Here is a 12,565-nt window from a genome sequence, read left to right as displayed (position 1 = left end):
GCGGCTGTAGGCGCGGCCTCATTTCTTGGTTATGTTGAGCAAAATTGAATCAGCAGGTTTTGCCACGCATATGTCCGATATTTCCATTGAAAAACTGACCGACCTTGAAGCCGCTGCAGAACTGGAGCGGCTGGCGCGTGAAATTGCTCATCATGATGAGTTGTATCATGCCAATGACCGGCCGGAGATTTCGGACGCAGACTATGATGCGCTGAAGCGGCGTAATGATGCCATTGAAGAGCGTTTTCCGCATCTCGTACGGGCCGACAGTCCTTCTGTGCGCGTGGGCACGGCACCAGTTTCCAAATTCGCACAGGTTGTCCATGCGCGTCCGATGCTTTCTCTTGGCAACGCGTTTTCGGATGAAGACGTGCAAGATTTCGTCGGCAGCGTATATCGCTTTCTCGGGCAACTGCCGGATAATTCCATTGCTTTCACAGCTGAACCGAAGATCGACGGGCTATCCATGTCGATCCGTTATGAAAACGGGGTTCTCGTTAGTGCTGCTACGCGGGGTGATGGCACGACCGGCGAAAATGTAACCGCCAATATCCGAACCATCAGTGAGATTCCAAATAAGCTTCCAGCAGGTGTTCCAGCGGTCGTCGAAGTGCGCGGCGAGGTCTATATGGCGAAGAGCGACTTCCTCGCGCTCAACGAGCAGATGGTGGCAGAAGGCAAGCAAACATATGTCAACCCGCGCAACACCGCAGCAGGCTCGCTGAGACAGCTTGATGCGAAAGTGACGGCCAGCCGCAAGCTCAGGTTCTTTGCCTATGCCTGGGGTGAGATGTCTGAAATGCCATCTGATACACAGCATGGCATGGTGGAGGTATTCCGCGAATGGGGCTTCCCGGTCAATCCGCTGACGAAACGTTTACAGAGCGCAGATGAGCTTATTGCGCATTATCGGGCGATTGGGCTTGAGCGTGCCAAGCTCGATTACGATATCGACGGCGTTGTCTACAAAGTGGACCGGCTGGATCTGCAAACACGGCTTGGTTTCCGCTCGCGTAGCCCGCGCTGGGCTATCGCACACAAGTTCCCGGCAGAGCAGGCAACCACGATTCTGCGCGGCATTGACATTCAGGTTGGACGTACGGGCGCGCTGACGCCGGTTGCACGCCTTGAGCCGATTACTGTTGGTGGCGTGGTTGTCACCAATGCAACGCTGCACAATGAAGATTACATCAAGGGCATAGGCCTCAAGGGTGAACGTATCCGTGAGGAGGATCACGACATTCGCATCGGCGATACAGTGATCGTGCAACGGGCAGGCGATGTCATTCCGCAGATTGTCGATGTGGTGTTGGAAAAGCGCCCTGCTGATGCTGTGCCGTTCCATTTCCCGCATGAATGCCCAGTTTGTGGCAGTCATGCCGTGCGCGAAGAAGGCGAGGCGGTCTATCGCTGCACAGGTGGTTTGACCTGTGCCGCACAGGCTGTAGAGCGCATCCGCCATTTCGTATCGCGCAACGCGTTCGACATTGAAGGTCTCGGCGAAAAGCAGGTCGAGTTTTTCTTCCATGCGGAAGATGACAACCTGAAAATCAAATCACCTGCGGATATTTTCACGTTGCAGAAGAGACAGGCGAATTCGCCGCTCAAGAAGCTCGAGAATATCGAGGGCTTTGGTGCGACTTCCGTGAAGAAGCTCTATGACGCAATCAATGACCGGCGCGAGATTGCTTTGCATCGCTTCCTGTTCGGTCTTGGTATCCGCCATGTTGGTGAAGTGAACGCCAAGCGATTTGCCAAGGCTTATCTCACCTACGACAAGTTTGCCGAAGCAGCAACAACGGCTATCCCACCAAAAGAGGGCGACCGTAGCGACAAGGGCAACGAAGCCTGGCAGGATCTGATTGCGGTTGAAGGCATTGGCGGGATTGTTGCCGAAGCCGTGGTCGATTTTTATGCCGAACCGCATAATCGGGAAGTTCTGAAAAATCTGTTCAAAGCGGGTGTGGTCCCTCAGGATGAAGTTGCACGCGTGGCCACTGGGTCGCCAGTTGAAGGCAAGACGGTGGTGTTCACGGGAAGTCTTGAACGCATGTCGCGCGATGAAGCGAAGGCTATGGCCGAGCGTCATGGTGCCAAGACTGCGGGTTCTGTTTCCAAGAAAACTGATCTTGTGGTGGCCGGTCCGGGGGCAGGGTCAAAGCTTGCGAAAGCATCGGAACTCGGCATCGAAGTGATCGACGAAGATGCGTGGCTTGCACTTGTTGGGGAAGGCTGATGGCTCCATTCAAAGGTTTTGGCGACAAGGCTATTCCGTTCCTGAAGGCGCTTGATTTTCATCAGAATCGCGAGTGGTTTGTTGAAAACAAGGACTTGTTTGAAGAGCATCTGAAAGAACCGCTTGGCGATCTGGTTGAAGAGCTGACTGCGCGCTTTGAGAAAGCCGGATTGCCTTTCAAGGGTGATCGGGTGAAGTCTCAGTTTCGCATCAAGCGAGACACGCGGTTTTCGCATGATAAAGCGCCTTATAACCGGCATCTGTCCGCGCTTTTGTCCAACTCCGGCACCAAATGGGACGAAAGTGGTTGCTTTTATGTCTGTATTGGTTTGCCGGGCGTGCGGGATTGCTATGCAGGTGTGGCATGGTGGGGGCCGAAGAAAGAGCTTCTGCAAGCCATACGCGAAGCGGTTGTTGAAAAGCCGGATGAGTATCGTGCCGTTGTGGCAAAGCTCAAGAAAAGTCGTTTGAAGATCAGCGATAATGATCGTTTGAAGCGCACGCCGCGTGGTTTTGAAGCCGTAACCGATTCAGACCTTCAGGAAGCCATTCGCAATCGCCATTTTGCTGTTCGTCTGGAAATTGATCCAGAGAGCATAACCCGCGCCGACCTCGCAGATCGGCTGGTGAAGTTTACCGAACAGGCGCGCCCGTTGATCGATTGGATCAAGAAGATCGAAGGCACTGTTCCACAAACATCAGAATAATGCATTGATGCATCACACATTATGATAGGTGATGCTGAAATGCTGCGCGTGCTTTCTAATAGTATGATTTTTATCGAAAACTGATTTCAACTTGGCCCAAAATTTCTTAAGCACTCCCTGACTGAGGAGTGATTTCGTGGATCAGGGTTTTCGACCAGCACCGGTTTCAGCGCGGAACGATTTCTGGGCGGGCGTCAAACGCGGCGTTCCCATTGTTGCGGCTGGCGCGCCGTTTGGGCTGCTATTTGGTGCTGTGGCACTCGATAATGGTCTGTCGATCAGTGAAGCCGTCTTTATGAGTGCGATGCTCTATGCAGGAGCGAGCCAGATGGTCGGGCTTGATCTTTTCGGCCAGAACATCGCGCCATGGATGATTGTTCTGTCGATTTTCGCAGTCAATTTCCGCCATGTGCTTTATTCGGCGACAGTTGGCCGACGCATCCGCCATTTCACCTTCATGCAGAAGGCTGCCTCCTTTTTTCTGCTCGTTGATCCACAATATGCCGAAGTTGAAATTCGTGCTGAGGCCGGTCGGAAAATCAGCTTTGCCTGGTATATGGGTGTGGGTCTCACAATCTATATCTGCTGGCTTCTCGAGACACTTATCGGAGCGCTGTTCGGCAATCTGATTTCCGATCCCTATGCGCTTGGTATCGACTTCCTGCTGCCGATCTATTTTCTTGGCATGGTGATGAGTTTTCGCCATCGCGAGCATTGGTGGCCGGTGGTGATCGTTAGCGCGATCTGCGCGGTCGTTGCGTATAAGCTGGTCGGCTCGCCGTGGCATGTGACGCTGGGTGCTATAGGTGGCGTTGTGCTTGCAGCCATTCTCGCAAAGCCGCAAACAGGGAAGGCATAGGGCCATGTCCACAACGATCTGGATCATTATAGCGGGCGCTGTTTGCACTTATCTCACCCGTGTCGGCGGGCATCTTATTTTGTCGCGATTTGAGCGTGTGCATTATCGTGTTGAAGCAGCGCTCAACGCTGTGCCTGCGGCAGTTCTTACCGCAATTGTTGCTGCACCTGCTTCGGATCACGGCTGGCGCGAACTGCTCGTGCTCGTCTTCTGCGTGCTGCTCTCGCTGCGCGTGGGCATGATGACGATGTTTTTTGCGGGCGCAGCACTGTTAATCGCGCTGCGCCATTTCTTTCCGGCCTGATTTCAGAGTGGCGCAGTGGCTGTTGTGAGCCATTCAGCCTGTGCGCCATCAAGGTGGCCGATAAGCTTATCACGCACTCGGTCATGATAGGCATTGAGCCAATCAAGCTCTTCCTGCGTGAGAAGTGATTTATCGATCAGGCGCCGGTCAATCGGGCAGAAGGTAAGCGTTTCAAAGCTCATCATCGGTAACTCGCCGCCTGCTGGCACTTCCGCTTCCTTGACGATGATCAGGTTTTCAATGCGGATACCGTAAGCGCCCGGCTTGTAATAGCCCGGTTCGTTGGAAAGAATCATGCCGGGCAAAAGCTCCTGCACGCCTTTTTTGGAAATGCTCTGCGGGCCTTCATGGACAGAAAGATAGCTGCCGACGCCATGGCCGGTGCCATGTGCATAGTCGAAACCTTGTTTCCACAACGCGATGCGTGCCAGCACATCGATGTCCTGTCCGCGTGTGCCTTTTGGGAAGCGTGCGGTGGTGATGGCAATCATGCCCTTCAGCACGAGTGTGAAAGAGCGAATCGTTTCCGGCGTAATTGTACCGACGGCAACCGTACGCGTGATGTCTGTCGTGCCATCGCGATACTGAGCACCGGAATCGATCAGGTAAAGCTCCCCGTCGTTGAGCTTACGATTGGTATCGGTGTTGACGCGGTAGTGGATGATCGCGCCGTCTGGACCTGCGCCGGAAATTGAATCAAACGAGATGTCTTCGAGCGGCATCTGGAAATCGCGACCAGCCTTGTCGCGGCTCTCTTCCAATTTTTGCGCAGCTGAGATTTCATCTACCGTTCCGGGCTTTTGAGCATCGAGCCAGGACAGGAAATTGACCATAGCCACGCCGTCACGTTGATGTGCTGCGCGGGAGCCGTCAAGCTCTGCCTTATTTTTGATGGCGCGGGGCAGGCGGGCAGGATCTTTGCCATGAATGACGTGACCACCAGCAGCTTCTACCGCAAGACGAAGCTTTTCGGCAGCGAGTGCCGGATCGAGCAGAATGGTTTCACCTCTTGCCGCACGCGCGCTCAAATGGCCTTCAAGTTTGGCTGGTTCACACAGTTTGGCAAGCTGTGTGAGATAGGCGCGTGGTTCAATGGCAAGCTTACGCTCGTCAATGAAGAGTTCCGGTTCACCCTCTGCGGGAATGATTGCAAAGCTCAATGGCAGCGGCGTGTTGGAGACGTCTTTGCCGCGAATGTTAAACACCCAGGCAACCGATGAAGGGTCGGTCAGAACGGTTGCGCTTGCGCCCGCTACTGCCACCGCCTTTTGCATTTCCTTGATCTTGTCTTCAGCCTCGTGGCCCGAGAAACGAGCAGGCTGAATAGTGACTGGCGCAAGAGGTGCTTCTGGCTGATCGTCCCATACGAGATCAACAAGATTATGTGCAACCGGCACCAGCTTGCCGCCCTGACTTTCCAGAGCTTCTCGCAATGCGTTGGCTTCGGAAATCGTGTGCAGCCATGGATCGAAGCCAATCGTCAGGCCTTTACCGTTTTCTGCAAGCCAGCTCGCAGGCGGATTGGTGACAAGGCTTTCATAAGAAAACACGTTGCCATCGGTTTGATTGCGGACCTGCAATTCATAACGGCCATCGATGAAAATATAGGCCTGCTTCTTTAGGATAAGGGCTGCGCCAGCCGATCCCGTAAAGCCTGTGAGCCAGCCGAGGCGCTGGGCACGGGGCGGCACATATTCACCCTGATGCTCATCGGCACGCGGAACGAGAAAGCCGTCCAGCCCCTGTTCGGCAAGCTTTTCGCGCAGCAAAGCGACCCGAGGTGCGCCATTGGCCGGATCGGTGGTTACATCAAAAGTCTGAAAAGCCATGAGCGTAACTCGCAATGAATAAGGACAACCGCGTTATTTCAGATGAATCGTGACCCAACCTTCGCGATGAAAGGTTTTCTGATGGGTAAGCCCCTGCGCCTGATAGGCAGCAAGCACCATATCATGCTGGCTGTCGAGAATACCGGACAGGATGATCGAGCCACTTGGAGCCAGATGCGATTTGAGCGCAGGCGCTAATTCCATCAGTGGATTGGCGAGAATATTGGCGACGATCAGGTCAAACGGCGTATAGGAACGGAAGATAGGATGGTCAAAGCCTTCGGCAGTCGCTGTGATGACATGCTCACTCACGCCGTTGAGAACGGTATTTTCAGCGGCAACAGTGACAGCAATCGGGTCGATATCGGTGGCTAGGACTGGAATCGGTGCAAGCTTGGCAATGGCGATTGCCAGAACTGCGGAGCCGGTGCCGAGATCGAGCGCGTTGGTTGGATGTTCGCGCTCAACCACTTCTTCGATCATTTCAAGGCAACCTGATGTGGTGCCATGATGACCGGTGCCGAAAGCAAGGCCCGCATCGATCAAAATCGGAATGTCGTCAGCGTGAAGCTTGTCGCTATCATGCGAGCCATGCACGAAGAAACGTCCGGCCCGAACTGGCTTCAGGACTGAAAGCGAGTGCGTGACCCAGTCAATATCTGGCAGTTCCTCTGTTTCAAACTTGCCTGCACCCACCAGCGCGTCTATGCGCGCTGCAAGTTCCTCGGCTCCATCTTCGGTATAGACGGAAACTTCGAAAATCTGACGGTCTTCATCGATTTCGGTAATCGCAATCGGGAAGGCTTCATCCTCGAATGCTTGTTCGATGATGTCATAGATTCGTTCGGCTTCCGTCTTGTCAGCCGAAAAGAAGAGTTGTGATTGGGGCATGGATAATAAGCTCTCAAATCGAATTGGAAGCTTTGTTTACCCGTTTGCGCGACCTTTGGCCAGATTCTTCAACTTTTCCAGAGCAGTATCTGGGTTCTCCTGATACGCGATAGTTCCACGAAAACGGCCGCCCTTATCGAGAAGGAAAACGGAAGCCGTGTGATCCATTGTATATTCGCCGTCTTCGGTCAGAACCTTCTTGGCATAGATGTGGTAGGACTTCACCATGTCGGCAATGTTCGCCGGTGTTCCGGTCACGCCGACGATGCGGTCGGATACGTTGCTGACATATGTTTTCATGATGTCCTGCGTATCACGCTCAGGATCAACGGAAATGAAATAAGCTTTAATATCAGCAGCTTCCGGGCCGAGCTGTTTCAGATAACCGTCCAGTTCATAAAGCGTGGTCGGGCACACATCAGGACAATGGGTGAAGCCGAAGAACACAAGAGAAGGGGTTTCGCGGAGGTCTTTTTCGGTAAATGGTTTCCCATCCATCGACACCAGATTGAACGAGCCGCCGAATGGCTGGTCAGCTGAATTGCGGTCACGGATCAGATTAAAGCCAGCAGCACCGACAATCACGATGATGAAAGCGAAGATGAAGATGGGCAGGAATTTTTTCATGTCCAGTCAGCCTTGAATTTTGTTTTGTATTTATCGCACATAAGCACGCTATTCTGAATTTACATCGATCTGCGACAGGAAAGCGCTTATATGCAAGCGCTGACGAACTGCCGCAGGCTATGTTGGAACTGCAATGTCAGTCTAGCAGAGTGCAAAGATTTCAGAAAGTTTTGAAATGACGCAGGGTGAAGACCTTCGTTTCCAGAATAGCGAACCGCGGATCCATTCGACCGCGCAGCTCAAATCCAGCAAGCTGGGCCGGTATGTCGACATTGGTGAGCGTGTAATCTTGCGTGAAGTCACGGTGGGCGACTTCACCTATTTTGAGCGTAATGGCGAAGGCATTTATGCTGAGATCGGAAAATTCTGCTCTATTGCTGCTAATGTGCGCATAAACGCGCTTGAGCATCCGATGGAACGGTTGACGACCCATAAGGTGAGCTACCGGCCCAATGAATATTTCCGTTATTTAGGTGTGGACGGCGAGTTTCGCGCGCGACGTCAGGCAAAGCGTGTCACCATTGGCAATGATGTGTGGATCGGCCATGGCGCGGTGATTACACCCGGCGTGACCATTGGCCATGGCGCGGTGATCGGCGCCAATGCGGTGGTGACGAAAGACGTAGCGCCATATCATGTCGTGGGCGGCGTTCCGGCACGAATCATTCGCAAGCGCTTTGACGACAAAGTTGCTGAAAAACTGCTCGCACTCAACTGGTGGGACTGGCCAGTGGAAAAGCTTTATGAAGCTGTCCCCGACATCCAGGCGCTTGAAATCGAAGCCTTTCTGGAAAAATGGGGTGTTTAGGCATCCCAATCTTGCAAAGCCCGATTTGCTTCTCCATTTTTCCATCACAGTTACTGGAGATTTCCAATGTCCAAATTGAATAAGCTCGCCGGATTGCTTGTTGCCCCAATGTTGCTGATCGGCGCATCGGCTGCCGTATCGGCTGAGGAAGTCGGTCAGGTCGGTGTGGACTGGCTGGGCAATGATATTGTGGTTGATGCTGTGCAGGACCCGAAGGTGCAGGGCGTTACCTGTTATCTGGCGTCGTTTTCTCGTGGCATGATTGACCGGTTGCAAAAAGGCAATTGGTTCGAAAACCCGTCCAACGCTTCGATTTCCTGTGAGCAGTCTGGTCCGATTACTATTGGAGACATCAAGCTTGGTAAAGGCGGAGAGCGGGTCTTCTCAGAACGCACAAGCCTGATCTGGAAGAAGTTGGTCATCACGCGCATCTATGACCAGAAGAACAATACGCTGCTCTATCTCGCTCATGCGACACAGGTTCAGGATGGTTCAGCCAAGACATCGCTGTCGACCGTTCCACTCTTTAAAGGCGATGTGACGTGGGAGAAAGGAAAGCCGGAATAATTTCCGGCTTATTTAGTTTTCATGATCTATGCGCGCTGGACGAAGCTGTCGAGAACGCGCTTTTGTCCGGCTTTATCGAAGTCGATGGTCAGCTTGTTTCCATCAATCGTCGCGATTGTTCCATTGCCAAACTTGATATGGAACACGCGGTCGCCGACGAAGAAGTCTGATGGTTTGTCAGCAACCGATTTTGCAACCAGTTCACCGTCAATCGTGCGCCCCTTGATGGAACCACGACCAGCACCAAAGCCTGAATCCGTTTCGCCATAGCCAATACGTTCAACATTGGCACCGGAGCGTGAGCCCCAATTGTTGCGAGTAGCATCCGAGCGGTTCTGCTGCGCGCGCTGCCAGCCGGGCGTTGAATAGGAGTTCTGGAAAGGATCAGCCTTGTCGAAGCGCGATTGTCCATAGCCACTATTACCGTACCCGCCGTAATTGCCTTCCATCTCCGCTACTTCGACATGAGTTTCAGGAAGTTCTTCCAGAAAGCGAGACGGAATGGTCGATTGCCACATGCCATGAATGCGGCGATTGGAAACGAACCAGATATGCAGGTTCTTTTTGGCGCGCGTCACGCCGACATAGGCGAGGCGACGTTCTTCTTCCAGACCAGAGCGTCCGCCTTCATCGAGCGCACGCTGATGTGGAAACAGGCCTTCTTCCCAGCCGGGCAGGAAGACGGTTTCAAATTCGAGACCCTTTGCGGAATGGAGCGTCATGATGTTGACCGCATCCATATCCTCGTTCTTCTCGGCATCCATGACGAGCGCAACATGCTCAAGGAAGCCGCGCAGGCTCTCATATTCCTCCATGGAACGGATAAGTTCCTTGAGGTTTTCTAGACGGCCCGGCGCTTCTGCCGATTTGTCATTCTGCCACATGGCTGTGTAGCCGGACTCGTCGAGAATGGTTTCGGCGAGTTCTGTGTGTGGGGTATTGTCGAGAAGTGACTGCCAGCGGCGGAAGTTATCGACCACTTCACGCAGTGCCGAACGCGGCTTTGGCTTCAGCTCTTCGGTTTCAACGAGATCGCAGGCCGCAGCAAACATCGAAATATCGCGTGCGCGGGCATAATCATGAACCTGACGGATGGCCGCTTCACCAAGCCCACGCTTCGGCGTGTTGATGATGCGCTCAAGTGCCAGATCGTCGGCCGGTTGCGCAACAACGCGCATATAGGCCATGGCATCCCGAATTTCGAGGCGTTCATAGAAGCGCGGACCACCGATGACCCGGTAATTGAGGCCGAGCGTCACGAAGCGATCTTCGAACTCACGCATCTGGAAGGATGCACGCACGAGGATCGCCATATTGTTGAGCAGATGGCCCTGACGCTGCGCCTGTTCAATCGCTTCTCCAACTGCACGGGCTTCTTCTTCTGAATCCCATGCGGCGTGGATTTTGACTTTTGGATCATCAGGGTTTGGCGCTTCGGTGAAAAGCGTTTTGCCGAGACGACCTTCATTGTGTGCAATCAGATGCGCTGCAGTACCGAGAATATGCGCCGTCGAGCGATAATTGCGCTCAAGTTTGATGACGACTGCACCCGGAAAATCCTTCTCAAAGCGGAGGATGTTATCCACTTCTGCGCCGCGCCAGCCATAAATCGACTGATCGTCGTCGCCCACGCAACAGAGATTGACTTTGTTTTCGCTCACGCTGTCGCCGCTTTGCGGCTCGCTCCGCGAGGGCGCGCCATCAGGCGCGACGCCCGGTCGGGCTTGCCGACCTTCGGTCGGAAATGGCGTTGGCGCTGCCGATTTTGATTTAGGCCTCTGAGCCAGAAGACGTAGCCACATATATTGCGCGGTGTTGGTGTCCTGATACTCGTCCACCAGAATGTATCGGAACTTGGCGTGATACTCGCGCAGGATATCCGGATGATTGCGGAAAATGCGGATCGGATGCAGCAGCAGATCGCCAAAGTCACAAGCGTTCAGCGTGCGTAAGCGTTCCTGATAGGCGTGATAAAGTTCACGGCCTTTGCCGTTGCCGAACGAACGTGCATCGCCTTCCGGGATATCGGCAGGACCAAAGGCTTTGTTCTTCCAGCCATCAATCATGTTGGCGAATGTACGGGCAGGCCAGCGCTTGTCATCCAGACCTTCGGCCTGAATAAGCTGCTTGATCAGCCGGATCACATCATCCGTATCCAGAATGGTGAAGTCAGAAGTGAGGTTCACCAGCTCTGCGTGTTTACGCAGCAATTTCACCCCGATGGAGTGGAACGTGCCGAGCCAGGGCATACCTTCAACAGCGCCGCCAACCAGATGGCCGATACGCTCTTTCATTTCGCGCGCGGCCTTGTTGGTAAAGGTCACGGCGAGAATCTGGCTTGGATAGGCGCGGCCGGTTGTTAGAATATGCGCAATACGCGTGGTGAGAACGCGAGTCTTACCCGTGCCTGCACCTGCGAGAACCAGAACCGGCCCTTCTGTGGTCAGAACGGCTTGACGCTGTTCAGGGTTCAGCCCTTGTAGATAATCGGGTTCGCCACGTTGTTGGTTGCGCGCTGCCATGGCGCGTGCGGCAATTGAGCCTGCCGCAGGCGCGCGGTCAGCCGGTACGTCATCGCCGAAAAACGGCATATCGTCGGGGAAATCGGACATTTGCACCGAATGTAGTGATTCTTGGAAGAAAGACCAGTAAATTACTCAAGCTGAGTGACGCGCCGGTCCGTGAAATTGAGGCGGTGCGAAGCAAGGGCTTCCACCAATCCGCGCATTTCCGGCTCGCGGCTCAGCAAATCATCGAGCTCTGTCATCTGGTTCATGGCGATCAGGCGCAGGATGTCGTCACGGATTGTGCCGTCATCACGTCGAGGCAGATGTGCAACCGGCTGGATGAGTTCAAGCTTCGTTCCCTTGAGCCGCGCACGCAGACTTTTTTCGTCTGCATCCAGAGTTTCAACGAACGCATAAAGACCAACGCCCTTGGCGGGCAGCGAATATAGCGCAAGCGCCACGTCTTTCACGCGCGGATCAGACTTGAGGGCCGCCATGATGGCTGGGCCTTCATTGTCGATACGGTCGCCCGTGCCTTCACCATCCGACCAGTTGAAAATGCCGCGGGTGATGAAGTTGTAGACTTTTTTGCCGGTCGCGAGCCAGATGCGCGATGGCAGCGAGCGCCGCGCGAGAATACGCTTTTCGGTCGGTGTCATCAGATCGGCAGCAAAGGCGCGTTTCTGCTTGATAAGGTGACGGAAGTCTTCATAGGCCAGCAGGCGATAGAAGGCACCGCGACGACGATGTACGCTTGCCAACTGGAAATCGATGACAGCTGCTTCGCCTTCCGGCGTCATCAACCAGTTTTGTGGCTTGGCAAGATCGTTATGCGTAACGCCCATGCGGCGCATGTCGCGCAGAATGCGATGCGCTGTGCGATACCATTTGGGATCGGAAGGCCGCGCAAGATGCAGCGGTGTGCCATCCGTCCATGAACGATAGAGGCCGTCGCGATCAGTATAAAGAAGCTGTGGAACACCTTCTATGCCACGGACTGTTTTCAGGCCGCGGATTTCGCGCCGCGCCAAAATCCATGCCAGCGGCTTCGACCACCATGGAGCGGCGCTGACCACGCGGCGAATGATGCGGGTTTCCGGATCGCCCGCAAAATAGCCTGCGCGGGTTTCGGAAAAAACATCGCGCTTGAATACGGCGGTTTCCACAAACTCCGGTATGCGGTCGCCTTTTGCGGGTACATCAATATTCGGTTTCTGAGCCATAAGGCTC

11 protein-coding genes are annotated in these 12,565 nt (G+C 54.0%); 6 read left to right on the top strand and 5 right to left on the bottom strand.

Annotated elements, in window-relative coordinates; genetic code table 11:
• Positions 1–70 precede the first annotated feature (70 nt).
• From ligA to ABWV94_RS11060, 4 genes are all read left to right on the top strand, one after another.
• Entirely contained in the window at positions 71–2,236 is a 2,166-nt protein-coding gene (ligA, locus tag ABWV94_RS11075) for an NAD-dependent DNA ligase LigA (protein WP_113498126.1), read from the top strand.
• Positions 2,236–2,943 (top strand): DUF2461 domain-containing protein, encoded by a 708-nt coding sequence (locus tag ABWV94_RS11070; RefSeq protein WP_113497997.1) that lies wholly within the window; start codon positions 2,236–2,238, stop codon positions 2,941–2,943. The genes ligA and ABWV94_RS11070 overlap by 1 nt, the downstream gene beginning before the upstream one ends.
• 136 nt (positions 2,944–3,079) lie before the next feature.
• On the top strand, positions 3,080–3,802 hold the full coding sequence (locus tag ABWV94_RS11065) for an AzlC family ABC transporter permease (RefSeq protein ID WP_112805871.1): 723 nt from the start codon (positions 3,080–3,082) through the stop codon (positions 3,800–3,802).
• A 4-nt stretch (positions 3,803–3,806) separates the two neighbouring features.
• Entirely contained in the window at positions 3,807–4,106 is a 300-nt protein-coding gene (locus tag ABWV94_RS11060; RefSeq protein WP_007875748.1) for an AzlD family protein, read from the top strand.
• 2 nt (positions 4,107–4,108) lie between these two features.
• Here ABWV94_RS11060 and ABWV94_RS11055 read toward each other — a convergent pair whose 3' ends face one another.
• Genes ABWV94_RS11055 through ABWV94_RS11045 form a run of 3 tightly spaced genes read right to left on the bottom strand, consistent with a single transcriptional unit; the run spans position 4,109 to position 7,453 of the window.
• The gene (locus tag ABWV94_RS11055) at positions 4,109–5,935 is read right to left on the bottom strand and encodes an aminopeptidase P family protein (protein ID WP_113498000.1); all 1,827 of its coding nucleotides are present in this window, start codon (positions 5,933–5,935) and stop codon (positions 4,109–4,111) included.
• A 33-nt stretch (positions 5,936–5,968) separates the two neighbouring features.
• Positions 5,969–6,826: a 50S ribosomal protein L11 methyltransferase gene (locus ABWV94_RS11050; protein WP_353413610.1), complete on the bottom strand. Its 858-nt coding sequence runs from the start codon at positions 6,824–6,826 to the stop codon at positions 5,969–5,971.
• Positions 6,827–6,862: 36 nt separating this feature from the next.
• On the bottom strand, positions 6,863–7,453 hold the full coding sequence (locus ABWV94_RS11045; RefSeq protein ID WP_113498004.1) for an SCO family protein: 591 nt from the start codon (positions 7,451–7,453) through the stop codon (positions 6,863–6,865).
• 175 nt (positions 7,454–7,628) lie between these two features.
• On the opposite strand from ABWV94_RS11045, the gene ABWV94_RS11040 reads away from it, so the two are divergent.
• Together ABWV94_RS11040 and ABWV94_RS11035 are read left to right on the top strand one after the other, a co-directional pair.
• Positions 7,629–8,261 carry a DapH/DapD/GlmU-related protein gene (locus tag ABWV94_RS11040; RefSeq protein ID WP_113498006.1) on the top strand — a complete coding sequence of 211 codons (633 nt, stop codon included), beginning with the start codon at positions 7,629–7,631 and terminating at the stop codon, positions 8,259–8,261.
• A 66-nt stretch (positions 8,262–8,327) separates the two neighbouring features.
• A complete protein-coding gene (locus tag ABWV94_RS11035; protein WP_079212067.1) occupies positions 8,328–8,828 on the top strand; it encodes a CreA family protein in 501 nt (166 codons plus the stop codon).
• 26 nt (positions 8,829–8,854) lie between these two features.
• Here ABWV94_RS11035 and ABWV94_RS11030 read toward each other — a convergent pair whose 3' ends face one another.
• Both ABWV94_RS11030 and ABWV94_RS11025 read right to left on the bottom strand, forming a co-directional pair.
• Positions 8,855–11,440: an ATP-dependent helicase gene (locus tag ABWV94_RS11030; RefSeq protein WP_113160018.1), complete on the bottom strand. Its 2,586-nt coding sequence runs from the start codon at positions 11,438–11,440 to the stop codon at positions 8,855–8,857.
• A gap of 41 nt (positions 11,441–11,481) precedes the next feature.
• The gene (locus ABWV94_RS11025; protein ID WP_079212065.1) at positions 11,482–12,558 is read right to left on the bottom strand and encodes a serine/threonine protein kinase; all 1,077 of its coding nucleotides are present in this window, start codon (positions 12,556–12,558) and stop codon (positions 11,482–11,484) included.
• Between the last annotated feature and the right edge of the window lie 7 nt (positions 12,559–12,565).

It is taken from the genome of Brucella sp. NBRC 12953 (assembly GCF_040369775.1).
Lineage (GTDB): Bacteria > Pseudomonadota > Alphaproteobacteria > Rhizobiales > Rhizobiaceae > Brucella > Brucella pseudogrignonensis.
Note: the sequence above shows the minus strand (reverse complement) of the source record. Positions and strands in the feature narration are given on the sequence as shown.